The organism is Citrobacter sp. Cpo142, from assembly GCF_030332425.1.
Lineage (GTDB): Bacteria > Pseudomonadota > Gammaproteobacteria > Enterobacterales > Enterobacteriaceae > Citrobacter > Citrobacter portucalensis.
Window position 1 is genome coordinate 351,926 of the sequence record NZ_JAOWHW010000142.1, and the last position, 23,074, is coordinate 374,999.

At 52.7% G+C, this 23,074-nt stretch carries 20 protein-coding genes; 15 read left to right on the forward strand and 5 right to left on the reverse strand.

Features of this window, described 5'->3' with window-relative positions; genetic code table 11:
• Positions 1-60: 60 nt before the first annotated feature.
• The 4 genes from OGY18_RS22900 (at position 61) to idnR (ending at position 4,699) form a co-directional block, all read left to right on the forward strand.
• Positions 61-1,239, forward strand: coding sequence for a sugar efflux transporter (locus OGY18_RS22900; protein WP_149281215.1), 1,179 nt, complete (start codon positions 61-63; stop codon positions 1,237-1,239).
• Positions 1,240-1,517: 278 nt separating this feature from the next.
• Positions 1,518-2,282, forward strand: coding sequence for a gluconate 5-dehydrogenase (idnO, locus tag OGY18_RS22905; protein WP_123268699.1), 765 nt, complete (start codon positions 1,518-1,520; stop codon positions 2,280-2,282).
• A gap of 58 nt (positions 2,283-2,340) precedes the next feature.
• Entirely contained in the window at positions 2,341-3,624 is a 1,284-nt protein-coding gene (locus OGY18_RS22910) for an MFS transporter (protein ID WP_286554506.1), read from the forward strand.
• 82 nt (positions 3,625-3,706) lie between these two features.
• A complete protein-coding gene (gene idnR, locus OGY18_RS22915; RefSeq protein WP_126956898.1) occupies positions 3,707-4,699 on the forward strand; it encodes a DNA-binding transcriptional regulator IdnR in 993 nt (330 codons plus the stop codon).
• A gap of 45 nt (positions 4,700-4,744) precedes the next feature.
• On the opposite strand, the gene leuD is transcribed toward idnR, so the two are convergent.
• The 5 genes from leuD to leuL form a co-directional block, all read right to left on the reverse strand.
• The gene (gene leuD, locus OGY18_RS22920) at positions 4,745-5,350 is read right to left on the reverse strand and encodes a 3-isopropylmalate dehydratase small subunit (RefSeq protein ID WP_003829572.1); all 606 of its coding nucleotides are present in this window, start codon (positions 5,348-5,350) and stop codon (positions 4,745-4,747) included.
• Between the two features lie 10 nt (positions 5,351-5,360).
• On the reverse strand, positions 5,361-6,761 hold the full coding sequence (gene leuC, locus OGY18_RS22925) for a 3-isopropylmalate dehydratase large subunit (RefSeq protein ID WP_063941101.1): 1,401 nt from the start codon (positions 6,759-6,761) through the stop codon (positions 5,361-5,363).
• A gap of 2 nt (positions 6,762-6,763) precedes the next feature.
• Entirely contained in the window at positions 6,764-7,855 is a 1,092-nt protein-coding gene (gene leuB, locus OGY18_RS22930) for a 3-isopropylmalate dehydrogenase (protein ID WP_003829570.1), read from the reverse strand.
• Positions 7,855-9,426: a 2-isopropylmalate synthase gene (gene leuA / locus OGY18_RS22935; protein ID WP_003829569.1), complete on the reverse strand. Its 1,572-nt coding sequence runs from the start codon at positions 9,424-9,426 to the stop codon at positions 7,855-7,857. The genes leuB and leuA overlap by 1 nt, the downstream gene beginning before the upstream one ends.
• Before the next feature lie 90 nt (positions 9,427-9,516).
• Complete coding sequence (leuL, locus tag OGY18_RS22940; protein ID WP_048998978.1) at positions 9,517-9,603, reverse strand: leu operon leader peptide; 87 nt, start codon at positions 9,601-9,603, stop codon at positions 9,517-9,519.
• A gap of 654 nt (positions 9,604-10,257) precedes the next feature.
• On the opposite strand from leuL, the gene leuO reads away from it, so the two are divergent.
• From leuO to mraY, 11 genes are all read left to right on the forward strand, one after another.
• Positions 10,258-11,205 (forward strand): transcriptional regulator LeuO, encoded by a 948-nt coding sequence (gene leuO / locus OGY18_RS22945; protein ID WP_020996231.1) that lies wholly within the window; start codon positions 10,258-10,260, stop codon positions 11,203-11,205.
• Between the two features lie 318 nt (positions 11,206-11,523).
• Positions 11,524-13,248, forward strand: a complete 1,725-nt coding sequence (ilvI, locus tag OGY18_RS22950; protein ID WP_020996230.1) for an acetolactate synthase 3 large subunit — start codon at positions 11,524-11,526, stop codon at positions 13,246-13,248.
• 2 nt (positions 13,249-13,250) lie between these two features.
• A complete protein-coding gene (ilvN, locus tag OGY18_RS22955; protein ID WP_003829566.1) occupies positions 13,251-13,742 on the forward strand; it encodes an acetolactate synthase small subunit in 492 nt (163 codons plus the stop codon).
• A gap of 264 nt (positions 13,743-14,006) precedes the next feature.
• On the forward strand, positions 14,007-15,011 hold the full coding sequence (gene cra / locus OGY18_RS22960; protein WP_003018794.1) for a catabolite repressor/activator: 1,005 nt from the start codon (positions 14,007-14,009) through the stop codon (positions 15,009-15,011).
• A gap of 612 nt (positions 15,012-15,623) precedes the next feature.
• Complete coding sequence (gene mraZ, locus OGY18_RS22965; RefSeq protein ID WP_003018792.1) at positions 15,624-16,082, forward strand: division/cell wall cluster transcriptional repressor MraZ; 459 nt, start codon at positions 15,624-15,626, stop codon at positions 16,080-16,082.
• A 1-nt stretch (position 16,083) separates the two neighbouring features.
• Positions 16,084-17,025, forward strand: a complete 942-nt coding sequence (rsmH, locus tag OGY18_RS22970; RefSeq protein ID WP_003018789.1) for a 16S rRNA (cytosine(1402)-N(4))-methyltransferase RsmH — start codon at positions 16,084-16,086, stop codon at positions 17,023-17,025.
• Positions 17,022-17,387 (forward strand): cell division protein FtsL, encoded by a 366-nt coding sequence (ftsL, locus tag OGY18_RS22975; protein WP_000625651.1) that lies wholly within the window; start codon positions 17,022-17,024, stop codon positions 17,385-17,387. Before rsmH ends, ftsL begins: the two co-directional genes overlap by 4 nt.
• Before the next feature lie 15 nt (positions 17,388-17,402).
• A complete protein-coding gene (gene ftsI / locus OGY18_RS22980) occupies positions 17,403-19,169 on the forward strand; it encodes a peptidoglycan glycosyltransferase FtsI (protein ID WP_003829538.1) in 1,767 nt (588 codons plus the stop codon).
• Entirely contained in the window at positions 19,156-20,643 is a 1,488-nt protein-coding gene (gene murE, locus OGY18_RS22985; RefSeq protein WP_003829536.1) for a UDP-N-acetylmuramoyl-L-alanyl-D-glutamate--2,6-diaminopimelate ligase, read from the forward strand. Before ftsI ends, murE begins: the two co-directional genes overlap by 14 nt.
• Complete coding sequence (murF, locus tag OGY18_RS22990) at positions 20,640-21,998, forward strand: UDP-N-acetylmuramoyl-tripeptide--D-alanyl-D-alanine ligase (protein ID WP_191219574.1); 1,359 nt, start codon at positions 20,640-20,642, stop codon at positions 21,996-21,998. The genes murE and murF overlap by 4 nt, the downstream gene beginning before the upstream one ends.
• Positions 21,992-23,074 (forward strand): phospho-N-acetylmuramoyl-pentapeptide-transferase, encoded by a 1,083-nt coding sequence (gene mraY / locus OGY18_RS22995; RefSeq protein ID WP_003018774.1) that lies wholly within the window; start codon positions 21,992-21,994, stop codon positions 23,072-23,074. The genes murF and mraY overlap by 7 nt, the downstream gene beginning before the upstream one ends.

Below are 23,074 nucleotides of genomic sequence, written 5' to 3' on the forward strand. Positions count from 1 at the left end.
CCCGCCAGCAGGTATTATCTGCTGGCTTTTTTCGTTTCAGCTGCGCTTAAAAGGAAAGATATGCTCTGGATTATGACCATGGGACGGCGCCTCAACGGCGTTTACGCGGCATTTATGCTGGTCGCTTTTATGATGGGCGTGGCGGGGGCATTGCAGGCACCCACGCTGAGTCTGTTCCTGAGCCGTGAAGTCGGGGCGCAGCCATTTTGGGTCGGGCTGTTTTACACCGTCAATGCGATTGTCGGGATCGTAGTCAGCCTTGGCCTTGCGAAACGATCTGACAACCAGGGCGATCGACGTAAGTTGATCATGTTCTGCTGCCTGATGGCAATTGGCAATGCGTTGCTGTTTGCCTTTAATCGTCACTATCTTACGCTGATCACCTGCGGTGTGCTGCTGGCCTCGCTGGCGAACACCGCCATGCCGCAGCTGTTTGCGCTGGCGCGGGAATATGCTGATAACTCCGCGCGTGAAGTGGTGATGTTTAGCTCGGTGATGCGTGCGCAGCTTTCACTGGCCTGGGTAATTGGCCCACCGCTGGCTTTTATGCTGGCGCTGAATTACGGCTTTACGGCGATGTTTTCCATTGCCGCAGGGATTTTTGCCATTAGCCTGGTGCTGATTGCGCTGATACTGCCGTCAGTTGCTCGGGTGGAGCAGCCTGTAGATGTGCCGCTGGAACAGACCGGCGGTTGGCAGGACAAAAATGTGCGTATGTTGTTTATTGCCTCCACGCTGATGTGGACCTGCAACACCATGTACATCATCGATATGCCGCTGTGGATAAGCCTCGAACTGGGCTTGCCGGACAAGCTGGCCGGGATTCTAATGGGGACGGCAGCTGGACTGGAAATTCCGGCGATGATTCTTGCGGGCTATTACGTGAAGCGCTTTGGCAAACGGCGAATGATGATCGCGGCCGTAGCGGCAGGTGTGCTGTTTTATCTTGGTTTGATCTTCTTTCACAGCCGTACGGCGCTGCTGGTGCTGCAACTGTTTAACGCGGTATTTATCGGTATTATCGCCGGGATAGGCATGCTGTGGTTTCAGGATCTGATGCCCGGACGTGCGGGATCAGCGACCACATTATTTACCAACAGTATTTCAACGGGAGTCATTCTGGCAGGGGTGATTCAGGGGGCTGTTGCGCAAAGCTACGGTCACTATGCCGTCTATTGGGTAATTGCGGTGATTTCAGTGGTGACGCTGTGGATGACCGGGCGGGTGAAGGATGTTTAGTCCGGTGCAATCCCGGCGTCGCTGTGCTCGACCGGACGACATTTCGTATTCGCTTTTGTCGTTTTTGTAGGCCGGATAAGGCGTTTACGCCGCCATCCGGTAACCTGTCCTTACGGCCTGATCGCGTTACGCTTATCAGGTCTATCCCTCTTTTTTTCATCTTGCACGTAAATGTAATGTTGATCACATAACGATCATTTTCCTCTTCCTGGATCTTCTTTTTTCTACTGTTACGCGTATACAGTTACGCGTAACAGTTATTAAAAAAGGAGTTTTTTATGAAAAACCTATTCGACCTTACCGGCAAACGCGCGTTGATTACCGGTTCCGCTCAGGGCATTGGTAACCTGCTGGCCAGCGGTCTGGCGGCGCACGGTGCTGAGATTGTGATTAACGACATCACCCAGCAGCGGGCGCAGGCGGCGGCGGACAAACTGGTGGCCGAAGGCTATCGCGCTGTTGGCTATGGATTTGATGTCACCAACGGGGAAGAGGTGGCGCGCGCCATCGCGCAAATCGAAAAGGAAGTTGGGGCCATTGATATTTTAATTAACAACGCCGGAATCCAGCGTCGTTATCCCTTCACCGAATTTCCGGAGGCTGAATGGGACAAAGTGATTGATGTAAACCAGAAATCGGTCTTTCTGGTGTCGCAGCAGGTTTCCCGCTACATGGTGCAACGCCGCCGCGGGAAGATTATTAATATCTGCTCAATGCAAAGCGAATTAGGTCGTAAAACCATTACCCCATACGCGGCGTCAAAAGGTGCGGTCAAAATGTTAACCCGTGGCATGTGCGTGGAACTGGCTGAATACAATATTCAGGTCAACGGCATTGCTCCTGGCTATTTCGCCACCGACATGACCACCGCGCTGGTCAACGATGAAGCATTCTCCGCCTGGCTGTTCCAGCGCACGCCCGCCGCTCGCTGGGGTAACCCGGAGGAGCTGATCGGCGCGGCGGTTTATCTTGCCGCGCCCGCTTCTGACTTTGTGAATGGGCATCTTCTGTTTGTGGACGGCGGCATGCTGGCTGCGGTCTGAACAATAATGGGCCGCAACGCGCGGCCTGAGCGATAAAACAATAATCCAAGGAGTGAGTATGGATATGCTCGCAAAACTGCCAGCGCGTCGCTGGTGGTATTTAATGCCGATTATTTTTATTACCTACAGCTTAGCTTATCTCGACCGCGCCAATTACGGCTTTGCCGCTGCCGCGGGTATTGAACATGACTTGGGGATTACTCAGGGAACTGCATCGTTAATTGGCGCGTTATTCTTCCTTGGCTACTTCTTTTTCCAGGTGCCGGGTGCGATGTACGCCGTTAAGCATAGCGTGCGCAAAATGATTTTTTACAGCCTGATCCTTTGGGGGCTTTGTGCCGCGGCGACCGGCTTTGTCAGCAATATCCCAACGCTGATGGCGATCCGCTTTATTCTCGGCATCGTCGAAGCGGCGGTGATGCCCGCGATGCTGATTTATATCAGCAACTGGTTTACCAAAACTGAACGCTCGCGCGCCAACACCTTTTTAATTCTCGGTAACCCGGTCACAGTGTTGTGGATGTCGATAGTCTCCGGCTATCTGATTGAAGCCTGGGGCTGGCGCGAAATGTTTATTATCGAAGGTATCCCGGCGGTGATCTGGGCGTTCTGCTGGGTGATTCTGGTACGCGACAAACCGGCGGATGCGGGCTGGTTGAGCGAGCAGGAGAAACAGGCATTACAGCAGGCGATGGATCGCGAGCAGCGTGACATCAAACCGATGCGTAACTACGGTGAAGCGATGCGTTCACGCAGCGTCATTATGCTTTGCGCGGTGCATGCGCTTTGGAGCATCGGGGTGTATGGCTTCATGATGTGGATGCCGTCAATCCTCAAAAATGCGGCGCAGATGGACATCGTGGCGGTGGGCTGGCTGGCAGCGGTGCCATATCTGGCGGCGATTTGCCTGATGCTGACAGTCTCCTGGCTGTCCGATAAGTTCCAGAACCGTAAACTGTTTATCTGGCCGCTGCTGTTGATTGCCGCTATCGCGTTCTTTGCCTCGTGGCTGTTGGGCAACCAGTCCTTCTGGCTCTCCTACGCGCTGCTGGTTGTGGCCGCCGCCTGTATGTATGCGCCTTACGGACCGTTCTTTGCGCTGATCCCCGAACTGCTGCCACGCAACGTCTCCGGCGTGTCGATGGGGATGATCAACAGTTTTGGCGCGTTAGGGGCATTCCTCGGCGCGTGGCTGGTGGGTTACCTCAATGGCGTGACCGGCGGGCCGGGCGTCTCCTACACCTTCATGGCGATTGCTCTGCTGGCGTCGGTGGTGCTGATGTACTGCGTTCGTGCGCAAAATGAAACCACGTCGCCGTCGGCTGAGATGGCTACGCGTTAAGGTTGAGCGAGGAGTGCAGTCGCTAACCGGCTGTGATAAGGTTCTCTGCGAGCATAATGGGCTGTTGGTCGTAGAGAACCTCATGAAAAACAATCGGATGACATTACAGGATATCGCTAATCTGGCCGGGCTGAATAAGATGACGGTCAGCCGTTATCTGCGTGACCCGAATCAGGTGTCGCAACGCAGCCGCGAATTGATTTCGAAAGTGATGGAAGAGAACAACTACATCCCCAACCGCGCCCCGGAAATTCTGCTCAACGCACGCAGCAAAACCATTGGTGTGCTGATCCCCTCGTTTCGTAATCAGATCTTTGCCGACGTGCTGGCGGGGATTGAATCCGTCACCTCGGCCTGCCAGTACCAGACGCTGATCGCCAACTACGAATATGATGCCGAGCGTGAAGAACGTGAGGTGCTGAACTTGCTCTCTTACAATATCGACGGCCTGATCCTCACGGGAAAGCTGCATACCGAGCGGATGATCCAGTACGTGCGCGCCAGCGGCGTACCGGTGGCGGAACTGATGGATATTAGCGGCCAGTATCTTGATATACAGGTTGGGTTTGATAACGAAAAAGCCGCGTTTGAAATGACGCAGGCTTTTATTGACAGCGGTAAACGCAGCATTGCTTTCTTTGGCTCGATGGATGACCCCCGAGACCTCAGCCGTTTTCGCGGCACCGAGAAAGCGCTGGCGGCGCAGGGACTGGAAGCGTACCACCTGGCGCCAAAAACTATTTCGTCGGTGGCGCTGGGACGCAAGATGTTCCAGCAGGCGATGGGGGAAAAGCCGGATATTGACGCTATTTTCTGTACCAACGATGACCTGGCGGTTGGCGCGCTGCTGGAGTGTCAGGCACAGCAGTACGATGTGCCGGGAAAAATGGCGATTGCCGGTTTCCACGGGCTGGAAATTGGCCGTGCGCGGCTGCAAAAAATCGCCAGTGTGATTACGCCACGCTTTGAGATTGGCAAAACGGCGGCGGATATTCTGATTAAGCGTTTGAACGGGAAAGCTGCGCCGGGCAGCGTCAATCTTGGCTACCAAATCTATTACGGCGATACGCTTTAGGCGAAGAGAAAGGGCTGGCCACAGTGCGGTGACCAGCGGAAGAGATTACTGCATAAACGCTGGCTGCTTGTCTTCGTACTCGGTGATGGCCGCTTCATGCTGCAGCGTCAGCCCGATGCTGTCCAGACCGTTCAGCATGCAGTGACGGCGGAAGTCGTCAATTTTAAAGCTGTAGGACTTATCGCCTGCTTTCACCACCTGCGCTTCCAGATCCACTTCAAATTTAATGCCCGGATTGGCTTTCACCAGCGCGAACATTTCATCTACCTGCGCGTCGCTCAGGGTCACCGGCAACAGTTGGTTATTGAAACTGTTGCCGTAGAAGATGTCGGCGAAGCTTGGTGCGATAACAACTTTAAAGCCGTAATCGGTCAGTGCCCACGGCGCATGTTCGCGTGAAGAGCCGCAGCCAAAGTTTTCCCGTGCGAGCAGAATTGATGCCCCTTTATATTCCGGGAAGTTTAAAACGAACTCAGGATTCGGCTGTTGGCCCTTTTCGTCCAGGAAACGCCAGTCGTTAAACAGATGGGCGCCAAAACCGGTGCGCGTAACCTTCTGCAAAAACTGTTTAGGGATAATTGCGTCGGTATCAACGTTGGCGGCATCCAGTGGGACAACCAGGCCGGTATGCTGGGTAAATTTCTCTGCCATGGTAGTTTCCTTATTTGATGCTGCGAATGTCGGCAAAATGACCGGTTACGGCGGCAGCGGCGGCCATGGCCGGGCTGACTAAATGCGTGCGACCACCGCGGCCCTGACGACCTTCAAAATTACGGTTGCTGGTGGATGCGCAGCGTTCGCCTGGGTTCAGGCGGTCATTGTTCATCGCCAGGCACATGGAACAGCCCGGTAAACGCCATTCAAAACCGGCTTCGATAAAGATCTTATCCAGACCTTCTGCTTCCGCCTGCGCTTTCACTGGACCAGAGCCCGGCACCACCAGTGCCTGCACACCCGGCGCAACTTTGCGCCCTTTGGCGATTTCTGCCGCGGCGCGTAAATCTTCAATACGCGAGTTGGTGCAGGAACCGATGAACACTTTATCGATAGTCACTTCCGTTAACGGAATACCCGGTTTCAGCCCCATATACGCCAGCGCTTTTTCAGCTGATGCACGCTCAACGGGATCGGCAAATGACGCCGGGTCGGGAATATTATCGTTCACCGAGATGACCTGACCCGGGTTTGTTCCCCAGGTGACCTGCGGAGCGATCTCTTCTGCCTGCAGGGTAACGACGGTATCAAACGTCGCGTTGTCGTCGGTTTTCAGGGTTTTCCAGTATGTAACCGCGTGGTCAAAATCCTCGCCCTTCGGTGCGTGTAAACGACCCTGAACATAGTTAAATGTCGTTTCATCCGGTGCGACCAGACCCGCTTTGGCGCCCATTTCAATGGCCATATTGCACAGGGTCATCCGGCCTTCCATGCTCAATGCACGGATGGCTTCGCCACAAAACTCAACCACGTGTCCGGTACCGCCTGCGCTACCGGTTTTACCGATAATAGCCAGCACAATATCTTTGGCGGTAATGCCAGGGGCTGCTTTACCGTTGACTTCAATCTTCATGGTTTTGGCGCGCCCCTGTTTCAGGGTCTGCGTCGCCAGAACGTGTTCAACTTCAGAGGTGCCAATGCCAAACGCCAGTGCGCCGAACGCGCCGTGTGTAGCGGTGTGGGAATCGCCGCAGACGATGGTCATACCCGGCAACGTCACGCCTTGTTCTGGCCCCATCACGTGAACGATACCCTGATACGGATGGTTCAGGTCGTACAGCTCGACGCCAAATTCGTTACAGTTCTTAATCAGCTCCTGCATCTGGATGCGCGCCATCTCACCCGACGCGTTGATGTCTTTGGTCTGGGTAGAGACGTTGTGATCCATGGTGGCAAAGGTTTTACCTGGCTGGCGTACCTGACGGCCATGCGCGCGCAGTCCATCAAACGCCTGCGGAGAGGTCACTTCATGCACCAGATGCCTGTCGATGTACAACAGTGGGGTTTCGTTTTGCGCCTCAAAGACGACGTGCGCATCAAACAATTTTTCGTACAACGTTTTGGCCATGATTACACCCCTTCTGCGACGTAACGGGCAATGATGTCGCCCATTTCATCGGTACTGACTGCGGCAGCGCCGCGGGCTAAGTCACCGGTGCGAATGCCTTCTTCTAATGCGCGGTTGATGGCGCTCTCAATTGCGGTTGCCGCATCATTGGCATCCAGGCTGTAGCGCAGCAGCAGCGCCAGCGACAGGATCTGGGCGATAGGGTTGGCAATGTTTTTCCCGGCGATGTCCGGAGCTGAACCGCCAGCAGGCTCGTACAAACCAAAACCCTGCTCATTCAGGCTGGCGGACGGTAACATGCCCATCGAACCGGTGATCATGGCGCACTCATCGGACAGAATGTCACCAAACAGATTAGAGCACAGCAACACGTCGAATTGGGATGGATCTTTAATCAACTGCATTGTCGCGTTGTCGATGTACATATGCGCCAGTTCAACGTCTGGGTATTCATTAGCAATTTCATTGACGATTTCGCGCCACAGAATAGACGTTTGCAGTACGTTAGCTTTATCAATCGACGTAACTTTACGGCGACGTTTGCGAGCGGATTCAAACGCGATACGTGCAATACGTTCGATCTCGAAACGGTGATAAACCTCGGTATCAAAGGCTTTTTCATGTTGTCCGCTGCCTTCGCGGCCTTTTGGTTGACCGAAGTAAATCCCGCCAGTCAGTTCGCGTACGCACAGGATGTCGAAACCGTTCGCGGCAATATCTGCGCGCAGAGGGCAAAACGCTTCCAGCCCCTGGTAGAGCTTAGCTGGGCGCAGATTGCTGAATAATTTGAAGTGCTTACGCAATGGCAGCAGCGCGCCACGCTCTGGCTGCTGGTTTGGCGGCAGGTTTTCCCATTTCGGGCCGCCAACGGAGCCAAACAGAATGGCGTCAGCTTGTTCACAGCCTTCAACCGTTGCAGGTGGCAGCGGCTGACCGTGGTTATCGATCGCGGCACCACCCACGTCGTAGTGGCTGGTGGTAATGCGCATGTTAAAACGGTTGCGGATTGCGTCCAGTACCTTCAGGGCTTGCGCCATCACTTCCGGGCCAATACCGTCACCCGGCAAAACAGCAATATGATAATTCTTCGACATCACACGGTTTCCTTGTTGTTCTCGTTGTTCTGAGCTTTGCGTTGCAATTCTTTTTCGACTTCTTCGGCGCGCCAGATGTTGTTCAGCACATGCACCATCGCTTTAGCAGAAGATTCGACGATATCTGTCGCCAGACCGACGCCGTGGAAACGACGACCGTTATAGTTGGCAACGATATCCACCTGACCCAGAGCATCTTTACCGTGCCCTTTGGCGGTCAGGCTGTATTTCACCAGTTCGATGTTGTACTCAGTTACACGGTTGATAGCCTGATAAATAGCATCGACTGGACCGTTACCGTTCGCCGCTTCGGCTTTAACTTCTTCACCGCAGGCCAGCTTGACGGAGGCGGTGGCGATGTCGTTTGAGCCGGACTGCACGCTGAAGTAATCCAGACGGAAATGCTCTGGCTCTTCCTGCTGTTTATTAATGAAGGCCAGCGCTTCCAGGTCGTAATCAAATACCTGACCTTTTTTATCCGCCAGTTTCAGGAATGCGTCATACAGGTTGTCCAGGCTGTATTCATTTTCTTTATATCCCATCTCGTCCATACGGTGTTTCACCGCGGCGCGTCCGGAACGGGAGGTCAGGTTCAGCTGTACCTGGTTCAGACCAATGGATTCAGGCGTCATGATTTCGTAGTTTTCACGGTTTTTCAGTACGCCGTCCTGATGGATGCCGGAGGAGTGGGCAAAGGCGCCGCTACCGACAATGGCTTTATTTGCCGGAATAGGCATGTTGCAGATTTGGCTGACTAACTGACTGGTACGCCAGATCTCCTGGTGATTGATGCGGGTCTGTACATTCAGGATATCTTTACGCACTTTGATCGCCATGATCACTTCTTCCAGTGAACAGTTACCGGCGCGTTCGCCGATACCGTTCATCGCGCCTTCCACCTGACGTGCTCCAGCGTGAACGGCTGCCAGTGCGTTGCCGACGCCTAAACCTAAATCATCATGGGTGTGTACGGAGATGATGGCTTTATCGATATTTGGTACGCGTTCATACAGGCCAGAAATGATTGCCCCAAATTCGAAAGGCATGGTGTAACCGACGGTATCGGGGATGTTAATGGTTTTGGCACCCGCGTTAATGGCAGCTTCAACCACGCGAGCCAGATCGGCGATAGGGGTACGGCCTGCATCTTCGCAGGAGAACTCCACGTCATCGGTATAATTACGCGCACGCTTAACCATGTAGACCGCGCGCTCAATGACCTCATCCAGCGTACTGCGTAATTTCGTCGCGATGTGCATCGGCGAGGTGGCGATAAAGGTATGAATACGGAAAGCTTCAGCAACTTTCAGCGATTCTGCGGCAACATCGATATCTTTTTCTACGCAGCGTGCTAAGGCGCAAACGCGGCTGTTTTTAACCTGACGAGCAATGGTCTGAACTGACTCAAAGTCGCCCGGTGAAGAAACGGGGAAACCCACTTCCATCACGTCAACGCCCATACGCTCAAGGGCCAGCGCAATCTGCAGTTTTTCTTTCACACTCAGGCTTGCCTGTAACGCTTGTTCACCATCGCGTAAGGTGGTATCGAAAATAATGACTTGCTGGCTCATGGTTTAGGTCCTTGGTTTCTTAGGGCGCCTTGCTTCGAGCATAAAAAAACCCGCGCAACGGCGCGGGTTTTTGTCTTAACTGGAGCTGACTTAATGCTGAATGTCGTCCACCAGTCTACCGCGCAATGAAGATGCGTTTAGTAGTAGTAGACCGTTGAAACGAGCAATGTAAGTCATCAATTAAGCTCCAGGCGAATGCGATATGCTTTTAGTGGTACTGGATATGAAGACTGATGTCAACCCTCACCCTGGCAAATGCCTCACTTGAGGGGGGAAGTTTCGGCAAAACTTAAGCGAATTGTGCTGAATTTTTTTGGGTACATAAAATTAATCAGTTGATGGTTGTACATGTTTTTCATGGTTTGACATATTTGAGCATAATTATTTGCATTTATTGTAACGGCGAACTGGAGAAAACTCCGCCTCTGGGATTTTTTATCCTCATGATTTATTTGTTTTTATAGTGACTATGAATGGGTTGGAACGGTGTGATACCACATAATTGATAAATTAATGTTAACTTTTAATGTATTAATAATATAAACATTTAATTAAAACTTAAATATACATTCACTGTATGTATGATTGTGTATTCGCCGCGCTTATGGTTATATTGTTTTTGAAATTTAAACATATGAATCACCGTGCAGTGACACCTGCCACACTGCGCTCGCATTGGTCTTTTGTTCATTTAGGTTTGTGCCTTTATGTTTTCCTAATTTTAATGTTTTTTCTTTTTCTCATCTTATATGTATGGTAAATCATATTAACGGAGATTATTTCTTCACTCCGTCTGGGAAAAGGGAGTTTAGAGTGACAGTGGAGTTAAATATGCCAGAAGTAAAAATAATAGATAAAACAAATATTATAGATATGGGGAAGCCACAGCTTCGCATGGTTGATCTTAATTTATTAACCGTCTTTGATGCGGTGATGCAAGAACAAAACATTACCCGTGCCGCGCATACTTTGGGGATGTCGCAACCCGCTGTCAGTAATGCGGTCGCGCGCCTGAAAGTGATGTTTAATGATGAGCTTTTTGTTCGTTATGGACGCGGTATCCAGCCGACAGCAAGAGCCTTCCAGCTATTTGGTTCTGTTCGCCAGGCATTGCAATTAGTGCAAAATGAACTGCCTGGATCGGGCTTTGAACCAGCCAGCAGCGAACGCGTATTCAATCTTTGCGTGTGCAGCCCATTGGATAATATCCTGACGTCATTGATTTATAATCGGGTTGAGCAAGTTGCACCAAACATTCATGTCGTATTTAAATCTTCACTCAATCAAAATACAGAGCATCAATTACGTTACCAGGAAACTGAATTCGTTATTAGCTATGAAGAGTTCCGACGTCCTGAATTTACTAGTATTCCGTTATTCAATGACGAAATGGTGTTAGTGGCAAGTAAAAAGCATCCGCGCATTAGCGGCCCTTTACTGGAAAGTGATGTCTATAATGAACAGCATGCGGTGGTGTCACTTGATCGCTTCGCATCATTCAGCCAACCGTGGTATGACACACCGGATAAACAATCCTGCGTGGCTTATCAGGGCATGGCATTAATTAGCGTTCTTAATATTGTGTCGCAAACGCATTTGGTCTCTATTGCGCCACGTTGGTTAGCAGAAGAATTTGCCGATTCTTTAGAACTACAGATCTTGCCTTTACCGTTAAAATTGAACAGCCGCACATGCTATCTTTCATGGCATGAAGCCGCAGGCCGGGATAAAGGGCATCAATGGATGGAAGAGCTGTTAGTCTCCGTTTGTAAGCAGTAGCATTTGGCAGAGTAAACCGGGCGGTACATCCTGTTTATTCTGCTTTTAAGTTTATAACTGAAATTTTATGCTGAACTCTATTTTTTACGTCTGTCCAAAAGTGTCAAAAAATAGAGTAATTGCTGTAAGCTCCCATTTTTAAGCGATTTTTTATCATACTGATTGCTTATGCTGGTTTAATTCTCCGTTTATTCGCGTCTTTCCTCCTTTTTATTCTTATTTACTCCAGTGCCACCCCTTCGGAGTCAATTGCCATGCGTCATCGTCAGCGGTTAATGTGTTGTTAAACCGTAATTCATTATAAGAGTGAGGCAAGCCATGGAGATGTTGTCTGGAGCCGAGATGGTCGTCCGATCGCTCATCGATCAGGGTGTGAAGCAGGTATTCGGTTATCCCGGGGGGGCCGTTCTCGATATTTATGATGCGCTGCATACGGTCGGCGGTATTGATCATGTGCTGGTTCGCCATGAACAAGCTGCGGTACATATGGCTGATGGCCTTGCGCGCGCCACGGGAGAAGTGGGTGTTGTATTAGTTACCTCCGGACCGGGGGCGACCAACGCGATTACCGGAATCGCAACGGCTTACATGGATTCCATTCCGCTGGTGATCCTCTCCGGACAGGTCGCAACGTCGCTGATTGGCTACGATGCCTTCCAGGAGTGCGACATGGTAGGTATATCCCGCCCGGTGGTAAAACACAGCTTCCTGGTCAAACAAACGGAAGATATCCCACAGGTGCTGAAAAAAGCCTTCTGGCTGGCAGCAAGCGGTCGCCCAGGACCGGTGGTGGTGGATTTGCCGAAGGATATTCTGAATCCGGCGAAGAAACTGCCTTATAGCTGGCCGGACTCGGTGAGTATGCGCTCGTATAATCCGACGACGACGGGACATAAGGGACAGATCAAACGGGCGCTACAGACGCTGGTCGCGGCGAAGAAACCGGTTGTCTATGTGGGCGGTGGAGCGGTCAATGCTGCTTGCCATGAGCAGTTAGCTCAGATTGCTGAAGCGCTGAATCTGCCGGTTGTCTCCTCGCTAATGGGGTTGGGCGCGTTTCCGGCCACGCATCGTCAGGCGCTGGGTATGTTAGGGATGCACGGTACCTACGAAGCGAATATGACCATGCATCATTCCGATGTGATCTTTGCTGTCGGCGTTCGCTTTGACGATCGAACGACGAATAACCTGGCAAAATATTGTCCGAATGCGACCGTGCTGCATATCGACATCGATCCGACCTCTATTTCTAAAACCGTTACTGCGGATATTCCGATTGTGGGTGATGCCCGTCTGGTGCTGGATCAAATGCTCGAACTGCTGGAGCAGGAGAAATCACAGCAGCCACTGGATGATAACCGCGACTGGTGGCAACAGATTGAGCACTGGCGCGCCCGTCAGTGTCTGAAATATGACACGCAAAGCGAAAGCATTAAGCCGCAGGCGGTGATTGAAACCATCTGGCGTCTGACGAAAGGGGAGGCGTATGTGACCTCTGACGTTGGCCAGCATCAGATGTTTGCCGCACTTTATTATCCGTTCGATAAACCGCGTCGCTGGATTAACTCAGGCGGCCTCGGCACGATGGGATTCGGTTTACCCGCGGCGTTAGGGGTGAAAATGGCGTTGCCGGATGAAACGGTAGTGTGCGTCACCGGGGATGGCAGCATTCAGATGAATATCCAGGAGCTGTCGACGGCGCTGCAGTATGAACTGCCGGTGCTGGTGCTCAACCTTAACAACCGTTATCTCGGCATGGTCAAACAATGGCAGGATATGATCTACTCCGGGCGTCACTCTCAGTCTTACATGCAGTCGCTGCCCGATTTTGTGCGCCTTGCTGAGGCTTATGGGCATATCGGTATCCAGATTAATCATCCAGATGAACTGGAGAGCAAGCTGGGTGAAGCGCTGGAGCATGTGCGTAACCATCGCCTGGTGTTTGTCGACGTCACCGTCGACGGCAGTGAGCATGTCTACCCGATGCAGATTCGTGGGGGTGGGATGGATGAAATGTGGCTAAGCAAAACGGAGAGGACCTGATTATGCGCCGGATATTATCAGTATTGCTGGAAAACGAGTCGGGTGCATTATCGCGGGTGATTGGCCTCTTCGCCCAGCGTGGTTACAACATTGAAAGCCTGACCGTCGCGCCGACCGACGACCCGACCTTATCGCGGATGACGATTCAGACGGTAGGGGATGAGAAAGTCCTTGAGCAGATCGAAAAGCAGCTCCACAAACTGGTGGATGTTCTGCGCGTTAGCGAGCTGGGGCAGGGTGCCCACGTTGAACGAGAAATCATGCTGGTGAAAATCCAGGCCAGCGGTTATGGCCGGGAGGAGGTGAAACGCAACACGGAGATTTTCCGCGGGCAAATCATCGACGTGACGCCGTCTATCTACACCGTACAACTGGCGGGCACCAGCGACAAGCTGGATGCGTTTCTGGCAACCCTACGTGAAGTCGCCAAAATTGTGGAAGTTGCTCGTTCCGGTGTGGTGGGACTCTCCCGTGGCGATAAAATTATGCGCTAATCGTCAACCGTAGGCCTGGTAAGCACAGCGATATCAGACCTCATCGTGGAGGTCATGCCGGATAGCGGCATAAACGTCTTATCCGGCCTACATGTAACGTACCCGTTTGCGCTGATGCTACCTGCTGCGCTTTTTTTTGCGAAATCAGCAGTAACCAGAGACAAAAGCGGTTGCCGCAGTCATTATTCTGCGCTTAGATGTTAAGAAGTTTAACCCATGCCATCTAAAAGGTTATGGTTTGTACATTTTACGCAAGGGGCAATTGTGAAACTGGATGAAATCGCTCGGTTGGCCGGCGTTTCGCGAACGACTGCAAGCTACGTTATTAATGGCAAAGCAAAGCAATATCGCGTAAGCGACAAAACGGTTGAAAAAGTCATGGCGGTGGTGCGTGAGCATAATTACCACCCGAATGCCGTGGCGGCCGGGCTGCGTGCTGGACGCACACGTTCTATCGGGCTGGTGATCCCGGATCTTGAGAACACAAGCTATACCCGGATCGCAAACTATCTGGAACGCCAGGCGCGTCAGCGTGGGTATCAGCTGTTGATTGCCTGCTCTGAAGATCAGCCGGATAACGAAATGCGCTGTATTGAGCATCTTTTACAGCGCCAGGTCGATGCCATTATTGTGTCGACTTCTTTGCCGCCTGAGCATCCGTTCTACCAACGCTGGGCAAACAGTTCATTCCCGATTGTGGCGCTGGACCGTGCACTGGACCGCGAACATTTTACCAGCGTTGTGGGTGCGGATCAGGATGATGCGGAAATGCTGGCAGAGGAGTTACGCAAATTCCCTGCTGAAACCGTCCTCTATCTGGGCGCGCTTCCTGAATTATCCGTCAGTTTCCTGCGCGAGCAGGGTTTTCGTACCGCGTGGAAGGACGATCCGCGTGAAGTCCATTTCCTGTACGCCAACAGCTATGAGCGGGAAGCAGCTGCGCAGTTGTTTGATAAATGGCTGGAAACGCACCCAATGCCTCAGGCGTTGTTTACCACGTCGTTTGCCCTGTTGCAGGGCGTGATGGATGTGACCCTGCGTCGTGATGGGCAACTGCCGTCTGATTTAGCGATTGCGACTTTTGGCGATCACGAACTGCTCGACTTCCTACAGTGCCCGGTACTGGCAGTGGCACAGCGCCATCGCGATGTCGCAGAACGCGTGCTGGAGATTGTACTGGCAAGTCTGGACGAACCGCGTAAACCAAAACCAGGTTTAACGCGTATACGGCGTAATCTGTACCGTCGTGGTATTCTCAGCCGTAACTAAGTTTCCTCAATTGATGACGTCGGCGGGATAAGCCTCTGACGTCTTCAATTTTTCTATTCTCAGAAATAACCGCATTATATTTAAGAATATTCTTTAGAATTATCTGAAATTCATTCTTGAAATACCCCGAATTAAAAATGCAACTATCCATTTTTGGGTTATTGATACGTAACGACGCGTTACGCTTGTATTATTTTGTTACATGCTTGTATGGATTTGCCGAATTAACAAACACTTTGCTCTCGTATTGCGGCCATCTGGTGCTTACCTCGACTCTGCGCGGCGTACAGACCGATTAACTGGTACTGTTAACTCGCTGCATATTGTCCTAAAATGCCGCTCGCGTCGCAAACTGACACTTTATATTTTCTTTGGATGATATTCAGTTGTTTTAAACAATGATGAGTTGTTGGATTTTTTTCTTACAAATATTCATGACGTTAATTTGCTTCGTTTGCTGTACGGAATTTGTTCAACGCTGATATTAGCCGTAAACAATGGGTTTTTTGCTCCGCTAAGCGCCGTGACTTGCTTGACAAGGTTTTCCTCCGCTCCGTAAACTCCTTTAAGTGGGAATTTGTGGGATAAAGTGGTAATTGGGGGGAGGCTGGCATGTTCCGGGGAGCAACGTTAGTTAATCTCGACAGTAAAGGGCGCTTATCCGTGCCTACCCGTTATCGGGATCAACTGCTTGAGAGCGCTACCGGTCAAATGGTTTGCACCATTGACATCCATCACCCGTGCCTGCTGCTGTACCCCCTGCCTGAATGGGAAATAATCGAGCAGAAGCTATCGCGTCTGTCGAGCATGAATCCAGTTGAGCGTCGCGTACAGCGCTTATTGCTGGGTCATGCCAGCGAATGTCAGATGGATAACGCTGGTCGATTACTGATAGCGCCCATTCTGCGGCAACACGCAGGGCTAACGAAAGAAGTGATGCTGGTTGGGCAGTTCAATAAGTTTGAGCTGTGGGATGAAACGACCTGGTATCAACAGGTCAAGGAAGATATCGACGCTGAGCAGTCTGTTACTGGCGCGTTGTCGGAACGATTGCAGGATTTGTCTCTATAAAATGACGGAAAATTATAAACATACAACGGTGTTGCTGGATGAAGCCGTAAACGGCCTGAATATTCGTCCAGACGGCATCTACATTGACGGGACATTTGGTCGCGGTGGTCACTCACGTCTGATCCTCTCCCAGCTTGGCGAAGAGGGACGTTTACTGGCAATCGATCGCGATCCGCAGGCTATTGCCGTTGCAAAAACGATTACCGATCCCCGTTTCTCCATCGTACATGGACCTTTCTCTGCGCTGGCTGACTATGTCGCCGAGCGTGGACTGACCGGTAAGATCGACGGGATTCTACTCGATCTGGGCGTTTCTTCACCGCAGCTCGATGACGCAGAGCGCGGTTTCTCGTTTATGCGTGACGGTCCGTTAGACATGCGTATGGACCCAACACGCGGTCAGTCAGCGGCCGAATGGCTGCAAACCGCCGATGAAGCAGACATTGCCTGGGTGATTAAAACCTTTGGCGAAGAGCGCTTCGGCAAACGCATTGCGCGCGCCATCGTCGAGCGCAACCGCATCGAACCGATGACCCGCACCAAAGAACTGGCGGAAGTCATTGCGGCGGCAATGCCGGTGAAGGACAAATTCAAACATCCCGCGACCCGTACCTTCCAGGCGGTGCGCATTTGGGTGAACAGTGAACTGGAGGAGATAGAGCAGGCGCTAAAAAGCTCGCTCAGTGTGCTGGCTCCAGGTGGTCGCCTTTCGATCATCAGTTTCCATTCGCTTGAAGACCGCATTGTGAAACGCTTTATGCGTGAACAAAGCCGTGGTCCTCAGGTACCGGCTGGAATACCGATGACCGAAGCGCAGATCAAAAAGCTGGGCGGCCGTGAGTTAAGAGCACTAGGCAAGATGATGCCGGGTGAAGAAGAGGTAGCTGAGAATCCTCGTGCCCGTAGTTCAGTTCTGCGTATTGCAGAGAGGACGAACGCATGATCAGCAGAGTGACAGAAGCCCTAAGCAAAGTTAAAGGATCGATAGGAAGCAACGAGCGCCATGCCTTGCCTGGCGTGATCGGTGACGATCTTTTGCGGTTTGGGAAGCTGCCACTCTGCCTGTTCATTTGCATTATTTTGACGGCGGTTACCGTCGTGACAACAGCCCACCATACGCGGTTACTGACCGCGCAGCGTGAGCAGCTGGTTCTGGAGCGAGATGCGCTGGATATCGAATGGCGTAACTTGATCCTTGAGGAGAACGCGCTCGGCGACCATAGCCGTGTTGAACGGATCGCAACGGAAAAGCTGCAAATGCAGCATGTCGATCCCTCACAAGAAAATATCGTAGTACAAAAATAAGGATAAACGCGACGCATGAAAGCAGCGGCAAAAACGCACAAACCAAAACGCCAGGAAGAACAAGCCAACTTTATCAGTTGGCGTTTTGCGTTACTGTGCGGCTGTATTTTGCTGGCACTGGGTTTTCTGCTGGGGCGCGTTGCCTGGCTGCAAATCATCGCGCCGGACATGCTGGTGCGTCAGGGTGATATGCGCTCTCTACGCGTCCAGGAAGTGTCTACATCACGCGGAATGATTACCGACCGCTCTGGTCGCCCGCTGGCGGTGAGCGTTCCGGTTAAAGCTATATGGGCCGACCCGAAAGAAGTACATGATGCAGGCGGCGTGAGCGTTGGCGAACGCTGGAGAGCGCTGTCAACCGCGCTGAATCTCCCGCTCGATCAACTGGCTTCCCGCATTAACGCTAACCCGAAAGGGCGCTTTATCTATCTGGCGCGTCAGGTAAACCCTGACATGGCCGACTACATCAAGAAACTGAAGCTGCCGGGTATCCACCTGCGCGAAGAATCCCGCCGTTACTATCCTTCCGGAGAAGTGACTGCTCACCTCATAGGCTTTACTAACGTTGACAGCCAGGGGATTGAAGGCGTTGAGAAGAGCTTCGATAAGTGGCTCACCGGACAACCGGGTGAACGTATTGTACGTAAAGACCGTTATGGCCGCGTCATTGAAGATATCTCCTCTACCGACAGCCAGGCGGCGCATAACCTCGCGTTGAGCATTGATGAGCGTTTACAGGCACTGGTTTACCGCGAACTGAATAACGCCGTGGCGTTCAACAAGGCGGAGTCAGGCAGTGCGGTACTGGTGGATGTAAACACCGGTGAAGTGTTGGCCATGGCCAACAGTCCGTCCTACAACCCGAACAATCTCACCGGTACGCCAAAAGACGCGATGCGTAACCGTACCATCACCGACGTGTTTGAACCGGGTTCTACCGTTAAACCGATGGTGGTGATGACCGCGCTGCAGCGTGGCGTGGTACGCGAAAATACCGTCCTTAACACTATCCCTTACCGAATTAATGGTCACGAAATCAAAGACGTGGCGCGTTATAGCGAATTAACCCTCACCGGGGTTTTGCAGAAGTCGAGTAACGTCGGTGTTTCCAAGCTGGCGTTAGCGATGCCGTCCTCAGCGTTAGTAGATACTTACTCACGTTTTGGGCTGGGAAAAGCGACCAATTTGGGGTTGGTCGGAGAACGCAGTGGCTTATATCCTCAAAAACAACGGTGGTCTGACATAGAGAGGGCCACCTTCTCTTTCGGCTACGGGCTAATGGTAACACCGTTACAGTTAGCACGAGTCTATGCAACGATCGGCAGCTACGGCGTTTATCGTCCACTGTCGATTACCAAAGTTGACCCTCCTGTTCCGGGCGAGCGTATCTTCCCGGAAGATACCGTGCGTACCGTCGTGCATATGATGGAAAGCGTGGCGCTGCCCGGCGGCGGCGGCGTGAAGGCGGCGATTAAAGGCTATCGTATCGCCATTAAAACCGGTACAGCGAAAAAAGTAGGGCCAGATGGCCGCTACATCAACAAATACATTGCTTATACCGCAGGTGTTGCGCCTGCGAGTCAGCCGCGCTTCGCGCTGGTTGTTGTTATCAACGATCCGCAGGCGGGTAAATACTACGGTGGCGCCGTTTCCGCGCCGGTCTTTGGTGCCATCATGGGCGGCGTACTGCGTACCATGAACATCGAGCCGGATGCGCTGACAACGGGCGATAAAAATGAATTTGTGAATAATCAAGGCGAGGCAACAGGTGGCAGATCGTAATTTGCGCGACCTTCTTGCTCCATGGGTGCCGGGTGCACCGGAGCGAGCACTGCGGGAGATGACGCTTGACAGCCGTGTGGCTGCATCGGGCGATCTCTTTGTCGCAGTATTGGGTCATCAGGCGGACGGGCGTCGGTATATCCCGCAGGCGATAGCGCAAGGTGTGGCTGCCATTATTGCAGAAGCAAAAGATGAAGCTACTGATGGTGAAATCCGTGAAATGCACGGCGTTCCGGTCATCTATCTCAGTCAGCTTAACGAACGTTTATCTGCACTGGCAGGCCGTTTTTACCATGAGCCTTCTGAGAAAATGCGTCTGGTCGGTGTGACCGGGACCAACGGTAAAACTACCACCACCCAATTGCTGGCACAGTGGAGCCAACTGCTTGGCGAAACCAGCGCGGTAATGGGAACAGTAGGCAATGGCCTGCTGGGCAAAGTGATCCCGACGGAAAATACCACCGGTTCAGCAGTTGATGTCCAGCATGTGCTGGCGGGGCTGGCAGCGCAGGGCGCAACGGTTGGCGCGATGGAAGTCTCTTCACACGGTCTGGTTCAGCATCGCGTGGCGGCGCTGAAGTTTGCCGCATCAGTATTTACTAACTTAAGCCGTGACCATCTCGACTACCACGGCGACATGGAACATTATGAAGCCGCGAAATGGCTGCTGTATTCCACGCACCATTGCGGTCAGGCCATCGTCAATGCGGATGATGACGTCGGTCGTCGCTGGCTGGCGAAACTCCCGGATGCGGTTGCCGTTTCGATGGAAGACCACATCAACCCGAACTGTCATGGTCGTTGGTTAAAAGCGGTTGACGTGAAGTATCACGACAGCGGGGCAACGATTCGTTTTACCTCCTCATGGGGCGACGGCGAAATTGAAAGCCGCCTGATGGGGGCGTTTAACGTCAGCAATCTTCTGCTGGCGCTGGCAACGCTGTTGGCACTGGGCTATCCGTTAGCTGATTTACTGAAAACGGCGACACAATTGCAGCCGGTTTGCGGACGTATGGAAGTGTTCAGCGCGCCGGGTAAAACCACCGTGGTGGTTGATTACGCCCATACGCCAGATGCGCTGGAAAAAGCGCTGCAGGCGGCACGTTTGCACTGTACAGGCAAACTGTGGTGCGTCTTTGGCTGCGGCGGCGATCGCGACAAAGGCAAACGTCCGTTGATGGGCGCAATCGCCGAGCAGTTTGCAGATGTTGTCGTGGTGACCGATGACAACCCGCGTACCGAAGAGCCGCGCGCCATTATTAACGACATTCTGGCGGGTATGCTGGATGCCGGACAGGCGAAGGTGATGGAAGGGCGCGCAGAAGCCGTGACAAACGCCATTATGCAGGCGAAAGAAAACGACGTGGTGCTGGTGGCCGGGAAAGGTCACGAAGATTACCAGATCGTTGGCTCGCAGCGTCTCGACTATTCTGACCGCGTGACCGCAGCGCGTCTGCTGGGGGTTATCGCATGATTAGCGTAACGCTCAGCCAACTGGCGGAGATCCTCCGTGGCGAACTGAAAGGGGCCGATCTGACCCTTGATGCCGTAACAACCGATACGCGTAAAGTGACGCCGGGCTGCCTGTTTGTGGCGCTGAAAGGCGAACGCTTTGATGCCCATGATTTTGCAGACAAAGCGCAAGAGAGCGGGGCGGGTGCGCTGCTGGTCAGCCGCCCGTTGGACACCAACCTGCCGCAGCTGATTGTTAAAGATACGCGTCTGGCGTTTGGTGAACTGGCGGCGTGGGTTCGCGCTCAGGTTCCGGCGCGCGTTGTCGCGTTGACCGGCTCATCCGGTAAAACGTCCGTCAAAGAGATGACGGCTGCCATTCTGAGCCAGTGTGGTAACACCCTATATACCGCGGGCAATCTGAATAACGACATCGGCGTACCGATGACGCTGCTGCGCTTAAACAACGATTACGACTATGCCGTGATTGAGCTCGGCGCCAACCATCAGGGCGAAATCGCCTGGACCGTCGGCCTGACGCGTCCGGAAGCGGCGCTGGTGAACAACCTGGCCGCCGCGCACCTGGAAGGCTTCGGCTCTCTGGCGGGCGTTGCGAAGGCAAAAGGTGAGATTTTTACCGGCCTGTCTGCGAACGGTATCGCCATTATGAATGCCGACAACAACGACTGGTTGAACTGGCAAAGCATCATCGGCGATCGCAAAGTCTGGCGCTTCTCCCCGAATGCGGCCAACAGCGACTTTTCTGCGACCAACGTTCATGTGACCTCGCATGGCACGGAATTTTCTCTGCAAACGCCGACCGGAAGCATTGATGTCCTGCTGCCGTTGCCGGGTCGCCACAATATCGCTAACGCCCTTGCGGCGGCGGCGCTTTCTATGGCGGTTGGCGCGACGCACGAGGCGATCAAAGCGGGTTTGAAAGATCTGCAGGCGGTACCAGGACGTCTGTTCCCGATTCAACTCGCAGAAAATCAGCTGCTGCTGGACGACTCCTATAACGCGAACGTCGGTTCGATGACCGCAGCGGTGCAGGTGCTGTCTGAAATGCCGGGCTATCGCGTACTGGTCGTTGGCGATATGGCAGAGCTTGGCGCAGAAAGTGAAGCATGCCATGTACAGGTAGGTGTTGCTGCGAAAGCAGCAGGTATCGACCGTGTACTGAGTACAGGAAAACTGAGTCAGGCAATTAGCGACGCCAGTGGCGTTGGCGAACATTTTGCGGATAAAAGCGCGCTGGCCGCGCATCTTAAAGCATTGATTGCAGAACATCAGGTCATGACGATTTTAGTGAAGGGTTCACGTAGTGCCGCCATGGAAGAGGTAGTACGCGCATTACAGGAGATTGGGACATGTTAGTTTGGCTGGCCGAACATTTGGTCAAATATTATTCAGGCTTTAACGTCTTTTCCTATCTGACGTTTCGCGCCATCGTCAGCCTGCTGACCGCGCTGTTCATCTCTTTGTGGATGGGCCCGCGCATGATTGCCCGCTTGCAAAAAATGTCCTTTGGACAGGTTGTACGTAACGACGGTCCTGAATCGCACTTTAGTAAACGTGGTACGCCAACCATGGGCGGGATCATGATCCTCACCGCGATTGTTATCTCCGTTCTGTTGTGGGCATATCCGTCGAACCCGTACGTATGGTGCGTGCTGGTGGTATTGATTGGCTACGGCATTATCGGTTTTGTCGATGACTACCGCAAAGTGGTGCGAAAAGATACCAAGGGCCTGATTGCTCGCTGGAAGTACTTCTGGATGTCGGTGATTGCGCTGGGTGTAGCCTTTGCGCTGTACCTCGCCGGTAAAGATACCCCGGCTACCGAGCTGGTGGTGCCGTTCTTTAAAGATGTCATGCCGCAGTTGGGGCTGTTCTACGTGCTGCTGGCGTACTTCGTGATTGTGGGTACTGGCAACGCGGTAAACCTCACCGATGGCCTGGATGGTCTGGCGATTATGCCGACCGTGTTCGTGGCAGCGGGTTTTGCGCTGGTGGCATGGGCGACCGGTAACATGAACTTTGCCAACTATCTGCACATTCCCTATTTACGCCATGCCGGTGAGTTGGTGATCGTCTGTACGGCGATTGTCGGCGCGGGGTTAGGCTTCCTGTGGTTTAACACCTATCCGGCGCAGGTCTTTATGGGCGACGTCGGTTCGCTGGCGCTGGGCGGCGCGCTGGGCATTATTGCCGTGCTGCTGCGTCAGGAGTTCCTGCTGGTAATCATGGGCGGCGTATTTGTTGTGGAAACGCTGTCGGTCATTTTGCAGGTTGGCTCCTTTAAGCTGCGCGGACAGCGCATCTTCCGTATGGCGCCGATTCACCATCACTATGAACTGAAAGGCTGGCCGGAACCGCGCGTAATTGTGCGCTTCTGGATTATTTCGCTGATGCTGGTGCTGATTGGCCTGGCAACGCTGAAGGTACGTTAA